The sequence below is a fragment of the Rhizobium sp. BK377 genome (assembly GCF_014193935.1).
Classification (GTDB): Bacteria; Pseudomonadota; Alphaproteobacteria; order Rhizobiales; family Rhizobiaceae; genus Rhizobium.
On sequence record NZ_JACIAC010000014.1, the window covers coordinates 1 to 18,421 of the forward strand.

Below are 18,421 nucleotides of genomic sequence, written 5' to 3' on the forward strand. Positions count from 1 at the left end.
GATCGCGTCTGACAGGCCAGGCTGGGTTATACTCACCTTGGCTGCGGCTCTGCCGAAATGCAGCTCCTCTGCCACCGCAACGAAGTAGGATAGCTTCTCCGGAGGCGCGGGTGCCGACCAGTTATCTGGTGGAGATGGTGACGATACCGCCAGTTACATCGACAGCACAGTTGCGATGACATTCAATCTCGCGACCGGCCTGCTCTCGGGAATCGGAGCGGGCGATACCTTCGACAGTATCGAGGTGATCGCGGGCTCGAATTTCGGGGACACATTCATAGCCAGTGCCAATGCGGATCGTATTAATGGCGGCGCTGGCGTCGACATGATCAGCTACGCTGGCGCTAGCTCGTCCATAACCATCAATATGTTGACCGGTACTCACACAGGGCTCGCGGCAGGAGACGTCTTCACGAATGTCGAGGTTGTTCAAGGCACAGCTTTTAACGATTCCTTTATTGGAGATAACGGCTCCAACATCTTCATCGGAGGCGCCGGTGCGGATTCGTTCGACGGCGGCCTCGGCGTCGATAGCCTCTGGTATCTCACAAGTTCCTCTGGCGTTAACCTGAATTTGGCGAACGGAATTTTGAGTGTCGGTGACGCAGCTGGCGACACATACACCAACATCGAACGTTTTATTGGTTCGAATTTCAATGACACACTGACCGCCGGCGCGACCGCCATAAGGCTTGAGGGCGCCGGAGGGAATGACATAATCAACGGCAGTGCTGGCGCAGATGTCCTTTTCGGTGGCACGGGTACGGACATTGGTGCAGCTGGCCCGGTGTCCAACACTGCGCAAGCGGATACAATTTCTGGCGGTGACGGCAACGATGAGATTTACAGTGCCGGAAACAACCAAGGCGTATCGGCCAACTATGGGACCGGTATTGATGCCGGAACAGTGATCAACGGTGACGGCGGAAATGACACCATCGTCGTGAGCAGCGCCACGGCTTTCGGCGGTCTTGGCGACGATACAATTACGATCTGGGACGCGGGTATTGCCGATGGTGGAGCAGGCAACGATGTCCTCACCGGACAATTCATCGGATTCGAGCTTTATGGTGGTGATGGTTCCGACATCCTCAACATGAAGCTGGGCAGAGGCTTTGCTGATGGCGGAAACGGGGGCGATACCTATCATACCAACACCGTCCTTCAGTCGACAATTCACGATACGGGCGTCGGAGGCAGCGACTTCGTCTTCCTCGATCGGATTCACTCGGCAGCTGACTTGGATCAAGTGAGGGTAGGAAACGATCTTGTTCTTCAATCACATGCCGATGCGACGTCACCGGATACAACATATTTAAATGCCAAGGTGATCTTGGAAGATTGGTACGCCGGTGGAAACTCGATTGAGTTCTTTGTTTTTGCAGATGGCTCCCAGGTCTCAGGCTCCCTGTTGGGTTGAGTCCAGTTTGATGCAAGGCAAATTTGCGATTGTATTGTTGCCTTACATTTTTCTCTCACTGCGCCCCTAACGAGGCATCTATCATCGCAACCATTTTCACAGGAGGACAGATTGGTCTCTTCCGTTGGCACATTAATTACTGGGACGATTGATGGACGTCAAAGATGATCGGCGCCTGCCCTACTGGCCGGCCGCATTGAACAAGGGGACGGCCGCAGCATACTGTGGCATGTCCTACGACTTTTTCAGCCGCTTTTGCCCTGTAAAGCCCATCGCCTTCACAGATTCTGCGCGAGGGCAGCGCTATCTTCGGCAACGTTTGGACGAGTGGCTTTTTGCGCTTGATCCGAATGAACCGATCGACGCACGCAGCGCGAAGAGAACCGACGACGAGTTAGAGAGCTGGGAGTCCTGGGAGCACAGTCCCCGCAAGAATGCGGAGCCGCGGACGGGCGCCGGCGGTTATCCAATCGTCGACGACCCAAGGGACCCTGTGAAGAAGTGGTATGACAGCCTCGGCTTTGACCCTGAGACAATGGGCCAGGAAGATATGTCTCGGCTTATGGCCAAGGCTCATGAAGAATGGGCGGCGACCATTCCTGGGTCGAAACTTGGCAAACGGGAAATCAAGGCCCTGAAGTTTCTGGCGGCAATAGGTCCAAACATTAAGGTTCATTGGCGTGATGTGAAGGACTGCGGCCCGGACACCGAAGACCGCCTGAAAATCAGAGGGTTTTTGAAGACATTCTCACAAGAGAAATATCCTGATCGGATCGGCTACTATATGCTCACGGACGCTGGGCTAGAGGCATTCAATGAGATCTGTTGAGGGACAAACGAAAGGCAAAAATCATGTCGTCTTACGCGAATTGGAGCCGACCATGACCCCCGCTCGTTTCACCGAATGCCTTCTGCACATCCGCTGGACGCCGATCAATCTGGCGAGCGCGCTGCAATGCGATCTGTCGTGGGTGGAAGCGATGGAAGCGGGGAACGCCGAAGTGCCGGCGGGCTTGGCTGCATGGCTGGAGGTGCTTGCTCAGTGCCATGAGGCTGCAGGGATCCCGACGACCTACCGCGGGCGAGGACATGAGTAGAGAGCGACGGCGGGCACCGACAAATGAAAACCCCTGACACTGCAGATCAACTCGAAGACGCTGCCAATCGCATAGCGGATATCTCGCGATCAGAACTTCAGATAATGCTGCGCCGCGCCGCCCTGCTCATCCGGAACGGCGCTGCAGTGTCAATGGAAGACAATGTGGAGGAAGTCCTCCGCGACCTGGCGGGCGAGTTCGGCAAGACCCGAAATGATACCATCAGGCTCATCGTCCGTGAGTGGATGGAGCAGAACGCCTATCTACCGGTGCACATGTTGGATGAGGATGGTGAGGTCGATGGGGAAGCTTGATTGAGCGAAGACCGTGTTCAGCTTTGGATTGCCCTGTGCTTCATGGGCGGTTTTTGCGCGTACAATTGGTACTGGTACATAAAATCAATTTTCTTTTATCGAAACAACGGTTTCGATTTCAGCGTGAATTTCGGGCCCGATATATGGGATGACGACAGCGGTCTGTCGATGAGTCCACGAAGCAAGTTTCTATTCGGCTGGCCAACTTTTGTAGCTGTGAGTTCTCTGCTGCTGATATTTATCGTCCTGGTATTGGTGGGCGTACTCAAGCCTTGTGCCGGTTGCGGATCATAGCATTAAAGGGAATATTCCAACCCGGGGTGAAGCTAATGCCAAACGACTTCGCGATAGAGCAAGCTGCAGATTGGGTCGATTTAAAATGAGCATTTGGAAGGGGAAAGCCGTAGCCATTTACTATTTGGTTGTTTCAGGGATTGCATTCTTTCCGGTAAGGGAGATTTACCTTGCTTCAACGCATGTCGACATTGCCCTTACGTTCGCGAACTGCGGAGCGAGTTACCTAACCGGCGGCCTTCTATGGTTGTCCATGGCCACGTTATCAGTGCTGCTCCACATGGTAATCGGTTATTTTTACTATTCCGCAAACAGGGAAGGACCATACGGTCCGCTGGCAGTTGTTGGGCAGCGAGAGAAGCCACCAAGGAAGCGTATTCTTCCGTACGTTGCCAACCTCGCTGTTCTTGCGAGCATTGGGTTCGCAGGGGCGATGACCTATCCAAAATGTAGAGCTCCGAGCGAATCGTCTTTAAGACTCGGCGTCGACGGCGGGTTGAGTTGGAACCAAGGACCGGGTGGACCGCACACCCGGCTTTAGTGGGACAAGGACGTGAGGTGTCCCCGCGTGCGCGGTCCGCGCGTCTAACCTTGGCGGTTGAGCAAAGTTCCGGCGAGGTTTCCGAGTCCAGAAAAAGTCAGGCAGGCAGTCTCGACTCCTGCGCGAGATTTATAATTAAATGCACTCCACTGGAAGATGCGGCAAAAAAAGACCGCACGGGTTGGGGGACGAGTTGGAAACCAGATTTGTCGCGCGGGCCGCTGGCGCCGCTGTTCTTTCGCTCGCAATATCGAGCTGCACGACAACACCGGCCGAGTTCAATGCAAAGCCATCAGCAGTGAGCAAGGCGGCGCTCTGCAAGACGGCACTGGAGACGACCGATCCAGCGTTCCAGTTCCAACTCGTGTCGGAAGTAAACCGGCGCGGGATGAACATGCTGGAATGTCAGCAGATGGTCGCACAGCAAAAACAGGCTGCTGCAGCACTGGTTGCTCTCGCACTCGTTGGTACAGCGGCGGCGGTTTGCGCCAACGGGAACTGCGGCGGCGGTGGATATACACCCTACCGACGCTATCCGGGCAACTGCTATTCCTACTACGACCGCGCTGCGGACGGGAGCCTTTGCGGGAATCGGAGCGCGATGTCACGGCCGGGGGGCTGGTAACCCTTCTGCTTGAGATGGCTTGGCAGTTGCGGAATTGCTGAATTGGAGGATCTTCGAGAGGCGATGGCAAACCTGCGAGATATATTTGACAGACCCTTCGCTGGCCCTTCATCCGCTTCCACTCTTCGAGGGCCGGCTGGACAGCGGCGTGATTCCTCTCGACCGTTTGCTTGAGGGTTTTGATTTCCTCGCGGATCTGAGCATCAACCTCGCCGCTGATCGCAACTGTTGTATCGAGATGGCTGATCTGCCTGGCCTGGCTGTCAAGCCGTGCATGAATGACCGCTCTGCTTTCGCGAGCGTTCTGCTTCTCCTCCTGGAAATCCTCCCGGATGCGCTTCACGCCTTCTTCGACGCGGCCGAGCGCGTGAAGGATATCTTCGTTTGATGCCATTCCTGCGAGCCTGCCCTTTCAGTGCGAATACCTGCTGATACGAAAAAGCCGCCCAAATATATGAGCGGATGGGTGATTGACGGCCAGAGATCAGGATTGTACTCGACCCGCCGCCACGCTCACCCTGACGAGGTGGCAAAGGAGAGGCCCGGTTAGCACGAGGGATCGGGCCTCTGCCTTATCCCAAAAATATTTCTCGCACTGGGAACTTTCGTAAAGCCGCGATGTAATGCATCTGGGCCGTACGACGAAGGTTGGTTCAGCCCACCAGCCTTCATAGCACTCGGACGGCCCGCCCCTAACTTCCCTTGCCCGCTTCGGCGGGCTTCTTTTTGTCCCCTCAGATACGAGGGTTCGACCTCATGCCCACAAAGTGCTGTCCTCCAGCAAACAGGATGACCCATGGATGGGTTCCACATTGCATTCAGATCGACAGCACACATTGGCTTTTGATCTTTATTCACCCTAACGGCATTGTTCAGGCGGTTGTGGAAAGCGCGGATCTCATCGACGTGATCCAGGATCAGGCCAAGAGCGGGACGCTGTGACCGCCGTCACATGTCACGCGGTTTTCACACGACATTCTACATCCTGACGTTTAGTTTTTCACGCGGGACGGGTTTAGCAAGCGCTGGGGGTACTGCGTCATGAAATTCGACACGCTGACTGAATTTGATCAAGTCATTCTCATCTTCAAAGATCCCGGCCGGCGGCTAACCGTTCGAACAGTCCAGGAGGCCGCGACCGCGTTAATCAAGGATTGGCCGTTGGACGACGGTGAGGAGTTTCTTACCGCGGTGAAGGCCTGTCTCGACGTAATGACTGGAAAAGCCAGCAGTGATGAGCTGAGAAGCGCAATCCTTCGTGCAGCAAACGAAGCTGGTGTGGCCGCTGTCACTGCCCTTCATTGAAGTTTCCGCGCTCGTCAAGCCGGCACCAGCAGCGATCGATGATGGGGCGGTGGGGCTCTGGGCCCAGCACGGCATTGACTAGAAGCGAGGGCCTTTAACGTCCGTGGGTTGCAATCCGTGTGCGTACAATCCGTATTGCGTTCCCCAACCTACTGCGACGATGCGTTCGCCCGGTGACAGGCTTGATCTAACGCTCTCAGGAACACCGCAATACTGGTGTGCGAAAGGCATCTCTTCGAAAACGACTGGCGATCGGCACTTCACTCCACCGAAATCGGTCGCTCGCAGTACCGTAAACGGGAGCGCAACTTGATGACCTGCAAACAGCGGGAGCAGTATCGGCCAAATAAACAGGATGTTGCTTCCCGCAAAATAACCAAGGTACGCTGCACCTAAGACGGCGAGGTTTAGTTCACTCCGTTGTGCCTTCTTGCCACCTTTCCAAGCGGCCCAAACAAGAAACGCCGCAGATAGCAGGCCTAAGATGATGCACGGAAGACGTGTCTCAGCCGTCCATTTTGCCGAAGGGATGAATCCGATATTGCCCAGCATCACTATCGTCGAGACAAGCCCGAGAAACAGCCAGACAACAATTAAAATTAGGACGAATATTGTAAGCCGTGACGTTTTTGGCTGCGGTGAATCGCCCATGAATGTCTCGCAAAATTAGACCGCTATTACTTTCATAAAGGTCTCCGATTTGCCAAGCAAATGATGACAGAGCGGTGGTGACGCACTTAGCGCCAAGGTATATCGTACGCCAGGATGCAGGTGGATAAAGTGATATGTCAGCAGCGGATGACAACAAGAAAGCGCAAGCACAGGAAGACAAGCGGTCTCTTGACGAGGTCCTGATGGGACGCAAGTTTTTCATACTTGCCCGGACCATAGAAGAAGGTTGGCGACTTACTACGAAGGACTTCAAAGCGTGGCGTTCCTCGATCAAAAACAAGAGGTAGCCGCCCCAGGAAGATAGGGCGACGGGGTCTGGCTAGCACGATCGGCCAGTCGTATATACTCAGACAAAACGCCATGTCGGATTTCGATGCTGACCTTTGTTGTTACTCACGTATATTTCCCACCAATACCGGCGCTGGCAGCGGCTGTGAGCCTGATGTTCGTGATATTCGAGCGACCGAAGAATTGGCTGATTGTCCTGGCAGGCTTCCCCATCCTAGCCTTCGTCTACGCTATTGTTTTCCCGATCTTTTTTGCGCGGACTGTTTTTTCAATATTGCTGACGGTCTTCGCAACCGTTCTGCCATGTTTAGCTCTTGCGCTAGTTTTCCAACGACTGTGGGGATTGACATATGCAACCAAGGAGGCGCTCTCAGATACGAAAGCAATACGAGGGACTGTGCTAGTGTTGCTTAGCGCGGCCGTGTGGACGGCCTTGGCAACGTACACTCCAGACCATTGCTTCACCACAAAATGCAAGATCGGCGATTTTTTATTCGGACCGAGGTCTTTCGCAAACTTCTGGTCTGCCAGCCTCTTCGGAGGATTGCACGCTTCAGCTGCTTTTATCTTTTTTTATGTTCTTGTGATCCGACACGTCGCGTCGCGCCGGACCGGACATACTGGCAGGGCCTAAGCCGGCAAGGTTACAGCGACGACCCCAAGCGCATTATTTCAGACTCGATGTAGAAGCTTCCCTTTGATGACGGGGTGGTGGGGTATAAAAAATAGATAATTGTTGTTTAGTCTCGATCTACTTGCTCTGAGTTGACTGCCGGGAGGATCAATTTGATCAAAAATCGGTTACGCGATTTTGCGATTTTATATGCTTGGCCCATGCTTTTCACAGCCTTTGTGGTTTTGAACCGCTCTGACCAATACGATCTAGTCGCTCAACGAAAATTTCTGGGTGACAACTCATGCTACACGGATCTTGCTCTGCATTTGAAGTTGCATGTAGCAGTGTTACTTTCAGTTCTGACTTCCTACGCAGCTATGGCTTGGTCGTTGAAGAAGTTCACGATGCTAAGCCCCACTAAAATAGCGCTATCTTCCGTGGTTTTCTCAATGCTCATCTCAGGTCCGGTCATAAATTACTACGTCTGCCCCACATGATGATGGGGTGGTGGGTGGCAAGCATGTCCTATACGCTTCGTTCCTCAAGGTTTTGCCGCGCTTAGGAACACAGCTTCTATGACACCCGATGAACGAACGATTCTGAAGGCTCTAGCCCATATGTGTCTCCAGTACCTGGACGAAGGCACGGAAGGGCTCATCCACAAATCTATGGGCCCCGGCGAACACGCTGTCGAAGTGTTGGCATCCTACGGCCTAGTGAAGCCGGACCTCGGAGGTGGGTTCTGGACAGACGAGGGTTTGCGTCTTCTGGATGACGAATGGCCTTCTGATCGTGCGAGCTTCCTGCAACGCATGTCAAAATCCTGAAGGCCAGCCGCAAGCAGATGATGATGGGGCGATGGGGATCAGGTGAGAAGCTGCTGGTACCCCAACCGATCGCGCTCCCAAACCTGACTGTAAGACAGGAACTTGAAGCCAAGCTGTTTTGCATATGAGGTCCAGTCGTAAAAATCCTGCTGCGCTATGTCGATTGAGCCACCCGCCGGGGTGATATTGTGGATATATGGGAAGATCGTACCGCCTACAGCGGCGACCTTTTCCAAATCCAGCTTCATGTTGGCCAAAGAGGTCAGTGTATAGCCCTGCCCGGGCATCATGCATTGCTGATCTCCGAAGCCAAACCGTGTAAAGCAAGGCCTGTATGTGGAGCTACCCGAGGTGCCCCCTCCAAGCGTGGTAGTCCAGATGCCACAGCCCGCTGCTTGAAGCGCATCCGGAAGTGCCCTGACCGTGAACGGGCTGCTAAGGTCGATGAAAGCAAGGCGTGTTACCGCCGCGTTGACATTGCCATCCAATGCCAGACGAACCGGACGCCTTGAGCATCTTGTCCACCATTTGGGGCTTGCGCTTGGCGGAAGACCGGCGGCGCGTTTTGCCCAACGGCTGATGCTTCCCGTAAGCAACGATACCTTGCTCCGCGTTATCCGCAGGCAAGGACTTCCGCCGTCGACTCCGCCCTCGGTGATCGGGATCGACGACTGGGCATGGCGGCGCAACCATCGCTACGGCACGATCGTGTGCGACCTGCAACGTCGGCGACCGGTCAGTCTACTGCCGGACCGGGAGCCGGCGACGGCAGAGGCCTGGCTGCGGCAGAATGCCCAAATCCAGATCATTGCTCGCGACCGCGGTGGCGCTTACGGGCTGGCGGCTGCAAAGGCGTTGCCTGATGCGGTGCAGGTCGCTGATCGATGGCATCTGATGGAGAATGCCAGCCGTGCGTTCCTGGACGCCGTCCGCAAGTCGATGCGGCAAATCCGCAAGACGCTCGGCGCAACGCGTATCAATCCGAAGCTGCTGACCGCGGCCGAACGCCTGCAATACGAGGGCTATCTCCGACGGGAACAAGCCAACGCGGCCATCATGACGCTGGCAAAGGACGGCATGACGATCAAGGAAATCGTGCGTCGCACCGGGCATAGCCGCGGCCTGGTCCGCCAGGTGCTCAGAGGGCAACGAAACGATGTCTTTCGGTCCCGAGAAAGTTCGTTGGAAATGTATCTGGAATGGCTCGACGCACAATGGGCTGCCGGTAAGCGGAACGGCACTGAGCTATGGCGGCGTTTGAAAACACAGGGCTTTCGGGGTTCGCGCCGGGTCGTGAGTGAATGGGCCACAAGGCGGAAGCGGGCTGACAAGGCCGATGCGGAATCGTTGACTCGCGTTCCATCCGCCCGCACGATTGCCCGCCTTCTCACAACCAACAGAGACAACCTGACGAAATCCGAGACCGTCACCATCGCGGCCATCGAAAGCGGCGTCCCGTTGCTCATTGCGGCTCGCGATATCATTACCGACTTCCATCTGATGATCCGGCGCAAAGCGGAAAACCAGCTCACGTCTTGGATCGACCGCGCCCGAGACAGTCTGGTTTCCTCCTTTGGCAATGGCGTGGTGAAAGACATTCAGGCTGTCCGGGCGGCTATCGTCTCACCCTGGTCCAATGGACAAACCGAAGGGCAGATCACCAAGCTCAAGCTGGTGAAACGCCAAATGTACGGACGCGGAAAGCTTGATCTTCTTCAAGCCCGGCTGATCGGTGCGACATGAGAGAATCGCACCAAATCTGCGTCAGAGCCAAAATTGCACGTCGAAACACAGCTGGTGAAAGGCACAATTGAGAAGGGTGAGCAGCCTCGAGATGCCGCCGCACGTGAGCTTTTCGAAGAGAGCGGGTTGGTCTGCCCGGTCATCATGCAACCCCTAGGAATACTACCTGTCGGTAAGGATTGTGTACCTTGGCATTTCTTCTTGTGGCATTCGGTGGGGCTCCCGGACGCCTGGAGCCATGCTGCGGAGGATGACTTCAGTCATACGTTCGAGTTTTTCTGGCATCCAGTAAAAATGGCACTCGATGAGTAGTGGCACCCGATCTTCCACCAAGCCTTCCAGTTCTTCGCGAACCGCCTGATTGCGCAATGAGCGCCATTGGCGCGTCCTTGCCATCTCTGTCACAGTGGCAATCCAACGCACGGCCGGCGAAGCTCATCAGCCAGGCAGTGCATAAGGTCCGATTTTGACGTCAGCGTCGGAGAGCCATCAAATCAGAAAGATCGGGGGAAACTCCCCATGGTTCTTAGCGCGCGCCGGGCACAACCGGAGCAGCTCGCATACAACGTTGAGGAACGGCATGCTGGGGTTGGGGAAGGTAAAAGGATCGCTGGCACGATCATCCAGGTCAGCCAGGCAGAGGTCGCGCGCGGCGGTACATTTTTTGACTTCGTCACCGTCGAGGGCGACGACGGTCAGGTCTACAAAATTCGCAGGCTGATCGCAGGATCGGACGTCAATCCCGACATTGTCATCGGCCGCCACTTGACGATGCATATCCAGTCTTCCGAACTATCTACACTTGGCTCGTGAAAAGAAACGTCATTCACGCGGTCGAAACGGACCGCGGGGTTGCCATCGGCCTTACGAGAGCCGAGAAGCTGGGGTTTCTGATGAAAATATTGTTCGTGACCCCGATCTCGATGTTGCTCAGTCTTATTCCGAGCGCCCTTGTCGTCCTGACATACCAAACCTTCTTTGGTGGCGGCGCATCCGCTTTCTGGTTCCTGCTGCTGCCCGTGGCTCTGATCCTGCATGGAGGCGTCGTGCTGGCGCTTACCTTGATCTCGATGAGCGTCACGAAGGCCAGGCTGACGGGGCTCGGGACAGCGCGAACCGTCTACAATGGTCGGCGAGTCGGAGAGGTGTGATAGGGTCAGTATCGGCTGTTGCGGGCTACCCTCTTTCGAGAGGGGCTAGAGGGTTGCTCTAGCGACTGCCAACCGTCTCTAAGTATCGGGAACGAGCCGACAGGAAGCGAACCCGCTGGGCTATGCGACCATCATCGGGTGACGGACCCGGTAAAACTTGAGACACGGCGACCGCCCCGCCAAACGCGAAGCAGTTTGTCCACGTTTGCGTCAACGCCATCTGTGGATTGTAATTCGAGATCATAGACGTTGCCGATGTGTATCTTTTCGTAGTCTTGCATCGCGCTACCCTTTGGCCTGTCGCCGCGCAGTGTTTCGCGTTCGATCAGAACGTCGAGCGGACAGTGTACGGCGACGAAGAAGACGTCGTGATTTACGAGGAGGTCCGACAGTTTTTCCAGCCACCCCGCAGTATCGAGGATGTGCTCGAGAATGAGATTATTGCCGGCGTCGGCGTAGGCCTTCAACGAAGCATGGAAGCCGTCGAAGAAGGCGTTTCGGGCGTCGGACCAGCGGAAGTCGCCATTCTTGAAGCGTTTCGTCGGGAGGACGCCTGCGTCACGAAGATGATCGATCGAAATGTGCCAGAAGGGCTGCTCGATCCGCTCCTGAAGGGTTTTGGCGATGGTCGACTTGCCGCTGCTGGATGCTCCGTGGAGAAAAATTATGTGTGCCATCCGAGCCCCGTGTTTGAATTCTCTGAAAGTGATCGCTCGAATAAAAGTTCGTTGTCCTTCTCGCCCACGTGTTCCCAACCAGCCGCTCGATAAAACTGTTCCGCTCTGGTGCTTGCATCGGTCGTCAGCCATGCGTGCTCTACACCCGCCGACAGAAGGCAGGAGCACGCTTCCGCGAGAAGACATGACCCAATGCCTTTCCCTTCGAAGCCGGGCGCGACGAAGAGGGCCCAAATATTGCCTTGGCGAGGGTCGGCCGCAGAAAATCCGACGATAACCCCCTTCTCCTCCCAGACGGCTACGCCCGGATTGGTGACAGACCATTCGTAGTCAGCGTCCGTGACCTTCGAAGGATCACCGAGGATATTTTCTACGACACAGGACCGAACAAGTTTGAGTCCTGCGATGTCGTTAACTACTGCATTCCTGAGCATGATTGAGTTGTCCCCGTATCTCGCACGTCGAGAGGATGACTTTATTCCGTATCCGGCGCAAAGTCCGGCAATGACGCAAAGCAGCTAGATTGAAGTTGTTGACGAGGAGGTTGCCCATGTCGACTTTCCGGAATGCAGTTGTTTCTTTGCCTGGTAGAGAGCGCATAGCAAGAACGCCTTTCGGTGCAAAGATCGTGATCCATGCCACAGCCGCCGAGACCGGAGGCGAGTTCGGGATGTGGGAAACCCTCACTCCACCGGGTCATGGCCCCGCCCCACACACTCACACGCGAGAAACCGAAGTCTTTCGCGTAATCAAAGGGCTCTACCGTTTCCGATGCGGTGATGAGGAGTTCGACGCACCGCCAGGAGCCGTCGTCGTTCTGCCACCTCATGTCCAACACAGCTGGAGAAACATAAGCGACGAGCCCGGTCAGATGTTCGGCACGGTTAGCCCTGGGGGATGCGAGCAGATGTTTATCGACATCGAAGCTTCCTGTGCCGACACTCCCGAGAAAATCGCTGTTATTGAGGCGCGTTTTGGGATCGTCAATGATCTGACGCTAGCTCTCGGATTGTCGTAATCAAGGAGCTATCAGGTTGACGAAGCGGCGATTTCAAGGCCGCGCCCTCACATTGCAGCGATTTCGATGGAGAGAAAGATACAGTTTGACAGGACTTACGCAGGGGTGCCCTTAAAGCCGCGGTAGAAGCGTGTCGGCTGCAGCAGCGAACTGGCGATATTGTCGACGATCGGCCCATCCGCCTCGCTCTTCGCCTCGCTTCCTGCCACTCGCGATCGGCCACAAACTCGGCCCACTTCTGCTCGCGCTCCGCCAGCGACCGCCATTCGAGCAGGTAGGTCCGATCGTTGCTGGAAGAACGGATCAGGACAGCGGGGCCGAGAGCTGACATTGCCGCACGCTCTCTGCGCCCCGATGTTGCCGGACAACAAATCAAATCCAGCTAAGCTCTTGGCCATGAGGTGCGCACCACGCCTGAGGTTCACCGTTGACGCTCAACAGGAACATATCTTCGCGAAGCGCTCCCGCTTTTGCAGCAATTTCCGGGAACACCGTCGGACTTTCGTTAGAGAGCCACACTGCCCTGGTTCCGATCAGGCTACGCGCAAAGTTACTACGGTCGTCCTGGCTGGAGACATAGCCCAATACAGCGGTATGAAACACAACCACCGTTGCATCCCTCGGGGCTTCGTCGAGCAGCGATCCGAGATCGGTTCTCAGGTCCCCGGTGACGATGCGCGGCTTGTGTTTGCGAGCAAGGTGCATCGCCTTGCGCAGGCATAACAGTCGATCATGATGCTCAGGCCACACCAGGTTCTCCAGCCATCGCACATCGTCGTCCTTGGAGACGTCCAGCGGATTTAGGTCCAGCCCCGCCCTCCAGACAATCTCTGGATGCTGTTGCGGCAACGGAACCTCTTCCGACACCAGGCAAGTAAAAGTCGGAGCGATGCTTCGAAATTGCGCTGGTGGGTTCAGGTGCCGCCGACCCCAATCATAACCGTAGTAATCCGGGAGGAGGCAAAGTCCTGCGGATGTGCCGACTTCGATCAACGCCAGGGGGCCGTGCAAGCGTGCGAGTGAGGGTAGAAGGCCTGCGCACCTTCCCGGCTCGTTGGTTTGGGTCGTGCGCGTCATCATCACTGCGGTAACGGCATCGGAATGGTTGCTAACTGCGTCTTCGAAGTCAGCAGCCGAAGACGGCGTTCCCGTTACCAGGCGGACGGCAGCAAACAGGAGATTTGGTTGCTGTTTTTCCGGCGGCAAACGAGACAGAAACGTGAGGATGTCGGGAGACTTGGCGACGTGGAGGGCAAGTTGTTCATAGAGCGCGGACCGTCCCGCAGCCTCCAGCCTGGCAAAACGACGATAGCGCTCAGCGATGTCCTCCATGTCCGCTCCCCGTCTGAACCAGACGGATGTTGCCTGATTGGTCCAATTCACACAAGTCGACTATCGGCCCAAAGCAGCCACCCAAAGGCCGAACCACGCTGCCGGTCATTGCCCCGGCAAAAGGATGTAGCGGGTATTCGGATCGCCGTTCCAGGCATCCTCTATCCTGCTCAGCGGCACACTGGTAAAATCTGTATCGAAACCCGCAATGGGTGCCGCGTCGAGAAGCTCGCCTGCCCCAGCTAACAGGTCAGCCACAGCGACGCTTCCAACACCGCTGCCGATGAGCTCCAAGCCGGTGCTGCGCAACATATCACCCCTGATTGAAATTTCAGCGCCCGCCATAGTGCCCAACTGAACATAGCGCAGACGCGGTTCGCCCATCCGCGAGCCCCGGTCTTTGGTCGCCGCTCCCAGAACACGGACCGCTGGCTCGCCCCAGACGAAGTCGAGAACAACGTCAATGCCCTGATCAAACTGTTCGCGCAGCTTGCGATCCGCGTCGTCATCGAGTGCAATCTTGACATCCGCATCAAGCCTATCGAGCTTCTGCTCATTGCGCCCGACGGCGACAATCCTGACTGCGCCGAAGTGCCTGGCAGTCTGGATTGCCATGCTGCCAGATGAGCCTGTCGCACCGACGATCAGAACCGTTTCTCCTTTCTGCAATTTCGCGCGACGCGATAGCGCCACCCAAGAGGCAAGCGCACCGGTCGCCAGCGCCGCGGCGCGATCGCTTGCAAGACCATCGGGGATCGGCACGGTCATGGCGCGTGTCGCCAACGACTTCTCCGCTAGCGAACCGAATGGTGCTTTCGGAAAAAGGAAGTAAACACGCTTACCTTCGGCATCCCGCCCGATGCCGTCCACACCTGGAACAAATCCGGCCATAGCGCCGCTGGTATAGTGACGACCGGAAGCAAGAAGCTTCACGATCGGGCTAATGGCCGCAGCCTCCACGGTGATAATGGTTTCATCATCTCCGGCTTCGGGTAACGGGAACTCTTGGAAAGATGGCGGGATGCCGAACGAGTTTACAACTGCAGCCTTCATTCTTTTCACTCCTGTGATCTGTCAGGCGGTGCTAGACCATTGCCGTTGCACGATCTATACCTATAAGTCGCGAAATTTTACGCCATCGTCCAAATCGGGGAATTGGAATGGACATTCTTTCCGAACTTCTCAGTCTGCTGAAGCCAAGAAGTTACATTACCGCGGGCTTCGATGCCGGTGGGAATTGGGCGCTGACGCTGGATGACCTTGCCGGGAGGATAAAATGCTATGCTGTAATGAGCGGCGAATGCTGGCTGACTATGGATGGCATCGGAGATGCAATAAAGGTCAGTGCCGGCGATTGCTTTGTTCTTCCCAGCGGCCGCTCGGTTCACATTGCCAGTGACCTTCAAACGAAGCCGAGACCAGCGAGCGAAGTGCTCGATCCTAACCGCAGTGGTGAAGTCGTTACCTATAACGGCGGCGGCGACGTTCTTCTCGTCGGCAGCCGCTTTGAGATCGATGGATGTTACGCAGAGTTCATGCTGAAGGACCTACCTCCGATAATTCGCGTCGATACGTCCTCCGACAAGGCAAAACTACGGCTTTACCTCGATCTCATGATGGCAGAACTCAAGGAGATGAAGCCGGGTGCGATATCGGTCGCTCAGAATCTTTCCCACATGATCCTAGCCCAAGCGCTGCGCCTCCACCTGCAAACAGCGAATGAGAGGGAAGTTGGCTGGTTCGCCGCCCTATTAGACCCGCGTATCGGGAAGGCCATGGAAGCGATGCACTCCGAGCCTTCACGCCCGTGGACTCTGAAAGCCCTAGCCGACAAGGTCGGTATGTCACGCTCGAGTTTCGCCGCTCATTTCCGAAGACGCGTTGGAGAGACTCCTATGTCATATCTCACGCGCTGGCGCATGGCGTGCGCCGCCGAAAGGCTGTCGCTGGGACGTGAAGCCATCGCGCAGATCTCGGCGTCGCTCGGCTACGCTTCGGAACATGCCTTCAACACCGCTTTCAAGCGCGTCATGGGCATGCCACCTCGGCAATACGGCAGACGCAGGGAGCAGGTCTCACCTACCTAAATCAGTAGAGAAAACTTCACCGCTATGTAGTGGCCAATCTGTCTAACGAATGCAAATGGCGCGATGGCGACCACCGGCCTTCGCCGATGGCCGCCGATTTCAAAGCTCGATCTGCTCGGCGATCCGCAACGCATCGTCGATCTCCATCCCAAGATAGCGAACTGTACTCTCCAGTTTCGTGTGTCCGAGAAGGATTTGGACAGCGCGCAGGTTGCCCGTCTTCTTGTAGATCAATGCAGCCTTGGTGTAACCGATGTGCCGCTCCCACGTTGTCCTCGCCGCATTGATCTGTGATCGCCTTACCATGGACGAGCAACGGGAGTTTCTCCATGGAGAATACATTGGAGGTTCTCACGACCAGGACGTCTGGCCGTGAGGTTCACCGGCACTGGCCGGACGAGGTAAAAGCGCAGATTGTTTCGGAGAGTCTTCGGCCCGGCGTGACGGTGAATGAGGTTGCCGAACGACATTGCTTGGAGCCGAACCACCTCTCCACTTGGCGAACGATGGCGCGGCATGGCAAACTGGTTCTACCCGCACCCGAAGATGCGGTAGAGTTCGCAGCGGTGATCGTCGAACCACCTGTTTCGGAACTGTTGATTAAGAAGGCCACCACCCGTCCCGAGATCATCGTCGGGTGTCAACATTCGTCTGGAAGAAGGCGCATCTGCAACCCGGATCGCCGCTGTCGCGCGTGCCTGCGCGGTCCCAGCATGATCTTTCGATCGAACCGGGTTCGGATCGCGCTCTACAATCATCTTGGAAACCGGCACCATCGTGAACTTTTCAGGAGTGGTTCGACCCATAGTTTCCGCAAGCTCCGAATTTCAACGCAACTGCGGCGTAGTCTACGCGAGGCTCGGTTCATGGATATATACCTTGAGGGATACGGGGTGCGCATCCTTGGGAATTATGACCGCACCGATGTAATTATTGCGGAAACATGCGAGCAATTAGATGTGCTGGAAACGGAAATCTCTCGATTCGACCTTCACATGCTGCGTAAGTAACATCGGCTGCCAGCTCCTTTTGGCGCACAGCTCCGATCCACGTCATGGCTGGCTCTCGACCCTTCAACACGTCCTGGTCAAGGCGCGGTGTGCCCGGACCAACGCTTACCGATCGACGAGCCTGGCGCAGAGATTTCGGGCCGCGCCGACGAAACACTGCGAGCCATCATGGGATGTCAGCAAGGGGCACTCCGCTGCGCTCGGCGCAAAGGCGACGCGTGCGCTCCCAGGCGGGGCGCGCTAGTGCCCTTGCGTAGTAGGCGTTCAGCCGCGGGTACGGTTTAAGGAGATCGGTATGGCCGACCTCGCGCAGCGCGGTAACGAGGAGAATATCGGCGACGGTGAACGTTTCACAGGCGATCCACTCTCGGCCATCGAGCCGGCGCTCCAGCTCTGCGAACCAGCGATTGGCCTCCTCTACCAGCACCGTCCGCCGCTCGGCCGCGCCCACGCCGCCCATGCCGGCGTCGATTCCGTCGATCCCCGACAGCGGCCGTTCGACAGTGGTCAGTGCGGCGAAGCACCACTGCACGACTTGAATGCGTCCTATGAAGTCCGCGGGAATCAGCTTGCCTGCCTTTTCGGCGATGTAAAGCACCACCGCGCCGGATTCGGCAACGATGATGCCGTCGTCGTCAATTACAGGCACTTGGCGGAAGGGGCTGATCCGCCTGTAGGCCGGACTGTCGAGCTCGCCGGCAATGAAGTCCAGAGCATGGAAGCGATAGGGCAAACCGGTTTCCTCGAGCGCCCATTGCGCACGCAGGTCTCGACCCTGCCCAAGCATCTCGGGATGAACGCGTCCGAAACCATATAGCGTGATCATGGATTCTCCGTTTGCGCCTCTGTGTCGCCTGAAAAGTCGGTGGCGCTCACTTGTACTACGTACAGTACGGCTCCGATATGGCCACCCGCGGCTCGAAATCGGGCAAGCGGCCGTCCGAGGCGATCGAGCTTCCAAGCCACCGGAACATTGCCGTCCGGCACGGAAGTAGCGCAGGTGCGGCTGGAGAAAGCGCGGTCGGCGGTGCAGATCGTCGCTGCCAGGAATACGTTGGAGGGCCTCACGAGACGAGCCGCAAAACTGTCCTGGCAATCTTAGGAAACCACCCAAAGACGCCTCAGCATATCGCACGGCTTTAGCTCAAACAATCATCGGCCGCACCGTGGCCACTCGCGATCTAGCTAAAATACAACCAGCCGCTCTACCTTTTGATTTATGGCTCACTGTTATTGATCGCCTGTGGAGTGTGATTGTTGTGACGCAACAACTGTCACCGCCATGGCGAAGGAGCTTTGATTTGATGCATCGTTTCATTTTTGACCGATCTGGCAATTTCGGAATTATGACAGCGCTACTCCTCGTGCCGATCCTGGGCGCTGCGGGTACAGCCATTGATTTCA

21 protein-coding genes and 5 pseudogenes are annotated in these 18,421 nt (G+C 56.2%); 15 read left to right on the top strand and 11 right to left on the bottom strand.

Annotated elements, in window-relative coordinates; translation table 11 throughout:
• Positions 1-153: LysR family transcriptional regulator (locus FHT92_RS28845; protein WP_183831627.1), on the bottom strand; the 153-nt coding region annotated here is incomplete at its 3' end.
• On the opposite strand from FHT92_RS28845, the pseudogene FHT92_RS28850 reads away from it, so the two are divergent.
• From FHT92_RS28850 to FHT92_RS28875, 6 genes and pseudogenes are all read left to right on the top strand, one after another.
• Positions 116-1,420: pseudogene (locus FHT92_RS28850) on the top strand (calcium-binding protein); the annotation flags it as partial. The gene FHT92_RS28845 and the pseudogene FHT92_RS28850 overlap by 38 nt on opposite strands.
• A 151-nt stretch (positions 1,421-1,571) precedes the next feature.
• Positions 1,572-2,249, top strand: coding sequence for a hypothetical protein (locus tag FHT92_RS29555; RefSeq protein WP_246735592.1), 678 nt, complete (start codon positions 1,572-1,574; stop codon positions 2,247-2,249).
• A gap of 52 nt (positions 2,250-2,301) precedes the next feature.
• Positions 2,302-2,517, top strand: a complete 216-nt coding sequence (locus tag FHT92_RS28860; RefSeq protein WP_183831592.1) for a hypothetical protein — start codon at positions 2,302-2,304, stop codon at positions 2,515-2,517.
• Between the two features lie 23 nt (positions 2,518-2,540).
• Complete coding sequence (locus FHT92_RS28865) at positions 2,541-2,831, top strand: CopG family transcriptional regulator (protein WP_183831594.1); 291 nt, start codon at positions 2,541-2,543, stop codon at positions 2,829-2,831.
• The gene (locus tag FHT92_RS28870; protein ID WP_183831596.1) at positions 2,832-3,125 is read left to right on the top strand and encodes a hypothetical protein; all 294 of its coding nucleotides are present in this window, start codon (positions 2,832-2,834) and stop codon (positions 3,123-3,125) included. It begins immediately after the preceding gene.
• A gap of 734 nt (positions 3,126-3,859) precedes the next feature.
• Entirely contained in the window at positions 3,860-4,291 is a 432-nt protein-coding gene (locus tag FHT92_RS28875; protein ID WP_183831598.1) for a hypothetical protein, read from the top strand.
• Positions 4,292-4,397: 106 nt separating this feature from the next.
• On the opposite strand, the pseudogene FHT92_RS29560 reads toward FHT92_RS28875, so the two are convergent.
• Positions 4,398-4,685 (bottom strand): annotated as a pseudogene (locus FHT92_RS29560) (DUF1515 domain-containing protein); the annotation flags it as partial.
• Between the two features lie 647 nt (positions 4,686-5,332).
• On the opposite strand from FHT92_RS29560, the gene FHT92_RS28885 reads away from it, so the two are divergent.
• The gene (locus FHT92_RS28885; RefSeq protein ID WP_183831602.1) at positions 5,333-5,596 is read left to right on the top strand and encodes a DUF982 domain-containing protein; all 264 of its coding nucleotides are present in this window, start codon (positions 5,333-5,335) and stop codon (positions 5,594-5,596) included.
• A 78-nt stretch (positions 5,597-5,674) separates the two neighbouring features.
• Here FHT92_RS28885 and FHT92_RS28890 read toward each other — a convergent pair whose 3' ends face one another.
• Positions 5,675-6,247 carry a hypothetical protein gene (locus FHT92_RS28890; RefSeq protein ID WP_183831604.1) on the bottom strand — a complete coding sequence of 191 codons (573 nt, stop codon included), beginning with the start codon at positions 6,245-6,247 and terminating at the stop codon, positions 5,675-5,677.
• A 1,790-nt stretch (positions 6,248-8,037) separates the two neighbouring features.
• Positions 8,038-8,289 carry a hypothetical protein gene (locus FHT92_RS28895; RefSeq protein ID WP_183831606.1) on the bottom strand — a complete coding sequence of 84 codons (252 nt, stop codon included), beginning with the start codon at positions 8,287-8,289 and terminating at the stop codon, positions 8,038-8,040.
• 187 nt (positions 8,290-8,476) lie between these two features.
• Here FHT92_RS28895 and FHT92_RS28900 point away from each other — a divergent pair.
• From FHT92_RS28900 to FHT92_RS28915, 4 genes and pseudogenes are all read left to right on the top strand, one after another.
• A pseudogene (locus FHT92_RS28900) lies at positions 8,477-9,742 on the top strand (ISL3 family transposase); the annotation flags it as partial.
• A gap of 54 nt (positions 9,743-9,796) precedes the next feature.
• Entirely contained in the window at positions 9,797-10,054 is a 258-nt protein-coding gene (locus tag FHT92_RS29895) for an NUDIX domain-containing protein (protein ID WP_409527181.1), read from the top strand.
• A 207-nt stretch (positions 10,055-10,261) separates the two neighbouring features.
• Entirely contained in the window at positions 10,262-10,555 is a 294-nt protein-coding gene (locus FHT92_RS28910) for a hypothetical protein (RefSeq protein ID WP_183831610.1), read from the top strand.
• Positions 10,556-10,635: 80 nt separating this feature from the next.
• Positions 10,636-10,893 (top strand): hypothetical protein, encoded by a 258-nt coding sequence (locus FHT92_RS28915; protein ID WP_183831612.1) that lies wholly within the window; start codon positions 10,636-10,638, stop codon positions 10,891-10,893.
• 131 nt (positions 10,894-11,024) lie between these two features.
• Here the strand turns inward: FHT92_RS28915 and FHT92_RS28920 are convergent, their stop codons facing one another.
• Positions 11,025-11,570 carry a chloramphenicol phosphotransferase CPT family protein gene (locus FHT92_RS28920; RefSeq protein WP_183831614.1) on the bottom strand — a complete coding sequence of 182 codons (546 nt, stop codon included), beginning with the start codon at positions 11,568-11,570 and terminating at the stop codon, positions 11,025-11,027.
• Positions 11,558-12,004 (bottom strand): GNAT family N-acetyltransferase, encoded by a 447-nt coding sequence (locus FHT92_RS28925; protein WP_183831616.1) that lies wholly within the window; start codon positions 12,002-12,004, stop codon positions 11,558-11,560. Before FHT92_RS28925 ends, FHT92_RS28920 begins: the two co-directional genes overlap by 13 nt.
• A 116-nt stretch (positions 12,005-12,120) precedes the next feature.
• On the opposite strand from FHT92_RS28925, the gene FHT92_RS28930 reads away from it, so the two are divergent.
• Positions 12,121-12,588: a cupin domain-containing protein gene (locus FHT92_RS28930; RefSeq protein WP_183831618.1), complete on the top strand. Its 468-nt coding sequence runs from the start codon at positions 12,121-12,123 to the stop codon at positions 12,586-12,588.
• A gap of 95 nt (positions 12,589-12,683) precedes the next feature.
• Here the strand turns inward: FHT92_RS28930 and FHT92_RS28935 are convergent.
• The 3 genes and pseudogenes from FHT92_RS28935 to FHT92_RS28945 all read right to left on the bottom strand — a co-directional run.
• Positions 12,684-12,892: pseudogene (locus FHT92_RS28935) on the bottom strand (NIPSNAP family protein); the annotation flags it as partial.
• Positions 12,893-12,960: 68 nt separating this feature from the next.
• Complete coding sequence (locus FHT92_RS28940; protein ID WP_183831619.1) at positions 12,961-13,920, bottom strand: DUF2332 domain-containing protein; 960 nt, start codon at positions 13,918-13,920, stop codon at positions 12,961-12,963.
• Between the two features lie 105 nt (positions 13,921-14,025).
• Positions 14,026-14,973: a zinc-binding alcohol dehydrogenase family protein gene (locus FHT92_RS28945; RefSeq protein ID WP_183831621.1), complete on the bottom strand. Its 948-nt coding sequence runs from the start codon at positions 14,971-14,973 to the stop codon at positions 14,026-14,028.
• Between the two features lie 107 nt (positions 14,974-15,080).
• Here FHT92_RS28945 and FHT92_RS28950 point away from each other — a divergent pair, with 107 nt between their 5' ends.
• Entirely contained in the window at positions 15,081-16,007 is a 927-nt protein-coding gene (locus FHT92_RS28950; RefSeq protein WP_183831623.1) for an AraC family transcriptional regulator, read from the top strand.
• 99 nt (positions 16,008-16,106) lie between these two features.
• On the opposite strand, the pseudogene FHT92_RS28955 reads toward FHT92_RS28950, so the two are convergent.
• Positions 16,107-16,253: pseudogene (locus FHT92_RS28955) on the bottom strand (integrase); the annotation flags it as partial.
• Positions 16,254-16,336: 83 nt separating this feature from the next.
• Here FHT92_RS28955 and FHT92_RS29565 point away from each other — a divergent pair.
• Positions 16,337-17,017 (top strand): transposase, encoded by a 681-nt coding sequence (locus tag FHT92_RS29565; RefSeq protein ID WP_246735593.1) that lies wholly within the window; start codon positions 16,337-16,339, stop codon positions 17,015-17,017.
• A 166-nt stretch (positions 17,018-17,183) separates the two neighbouring features.
• On the opposite strand, the gene FHT92_RS28965 is transcribed toward FHT92_RS29565, so the two are convergent.
• A complete protein-coding gene (locus FHT92_RS28965) occupies positions 17,184-17,843 on the bottom strand; it encodes a glutathione S-transferase family protein (RefSeq protein ID WP_183831625.1) in 660 nt (219 codons plus the stop codon).
• Positions 17,844-18,258: 415 nt separating this feature from the next.
• On the opposite strand from FHT92_RS28965, the gene FHT92_RS29135 reads away from it, so the two are divergent.
• On the top strand, positions 18,259-18,421 hold a 163-nt coding region (locus tag FHT92_RS29135; RefSeq protein ID WP_409527182.1), incomplete at its 3' end, for a TadE/TadG family type IV pilus assembly protein.

Excerpts from the sequence above, each read along its gene's own strand:
- FHT92_RS29555 (WP_246735592.1), top strand. The coding sequence starts at position 1,572 with ATGGACGTCAAAGATGATCGGCGCCTGCCCTACTGGCCGGCCGCATTG.
- FHT92_RS28860 (WP_183831592.1), top strand. The coding sequence starts at position 2,302 with ATGACCCCCGCTCGTTTCACCGAATGCCTTCTGCACATCCGCTGGACG.
- FHT92_RS28865 (WP_183831594.1), top strand. The coding sequence starts at position 2,541 with ATGAAAACCCCTGACACTGCAGATCAACTCGAAGACGCTGCCAATCGC.
- FHT92_RS28885 (WP_183831602.1), top strand. The coding sequence starts at position 5,333 with ATGAAATTCGACACGCTGACTGAATTTGATCAAGTCATTCTCATCTTC.
- FHT92_RS28890 (WP_183831604.1), bottom strand. The coding sequence starts at position 6,247 with ATGGGCGATTCACCGCAGCCAAAAACGTCACGGCTTACAATATTCGTC.
- FHT92_RS28895 (WP_183831606.1), bottom strand. The coding sequence starts at position 8,289 with ATGATGCCCGGGCAGGGCTATACACTGACCTCTTTGGCCAACATGAAG.
- FHT92_RS28910 (WP_183831610.1), top strand. The coding sequence starts at position 10,262 with ATGGTTCTTAGCGCGCGCCGGGCACAACCGGAGCAGCTCGCATACAAC.
- FHT92_RS28915 (WP_183831612.1), top strand. The coding sequence starts at position 10,636 with ATGAAAATATTGTTCGTGACCCCGATCTCGATGTTGCTCAGTCTTATT.
- FHT92_RS28920 (WP_183831614.1), bottom strand. The coding sequence starts at position 11,570 with ATGGCACACATAATTTTTCTCCACGGAGCATCCAGCAGCGGCAAGTCG.
- FHT92_RS28925 (WP_183831616.1), bottom strand. The coding sequence starts at position 12,004 with ATGCTCAGGAATGCAGTAGTTAACGACATCGCAGGACTCAAACTTGTT.
- FHT92_RS28930 (WP_183831618.1), top strand. The coding sequence starts at position 12,121 with ATGTCGACTTTCCGGAATGCAGTTGTTTCTTTGCCTGGTAGAGAGCGC.
- FHT92_RS28940 (WP_183831619.1), bottom strand. The coding sequence starts at position 13,920 with ATGGAGGACATCGCTGAGCGCTATCGTCGTTTTGCCAGGCTGGAGGCT.
- FHT92_RS28945 (WP_183831621.1), bottom strand. The coding sequence starts at position 14,973 with ATGAAGGCTGCAGTTGTAAACTCGTTCGGCATCCCGCCATCTTTCCAA.
- FHT92_RS28950 (WP_183831623.1), top strand. The coding sequence starts at position 15,081 with ATGGACATTCTTTCCGAACTTCTCAGTCTGCTGAAGCCAAGAAGTTAC.
- FHT92_RS29565 (WP_246735593.1), top strand. The coding sequence starts at position 16,337 with ATGGAGAATACATTGGAGGTTCTCACGACCAGGACGTCTGGCCGTGAG.
- FHT92_RS28965 (WP_183831625.1), bottom strand. The coding sequence starts at position 17,843 with ATGATCACGCTATATGGTTTCGGACGCGTTCATCCCGAGATGCTTGGG.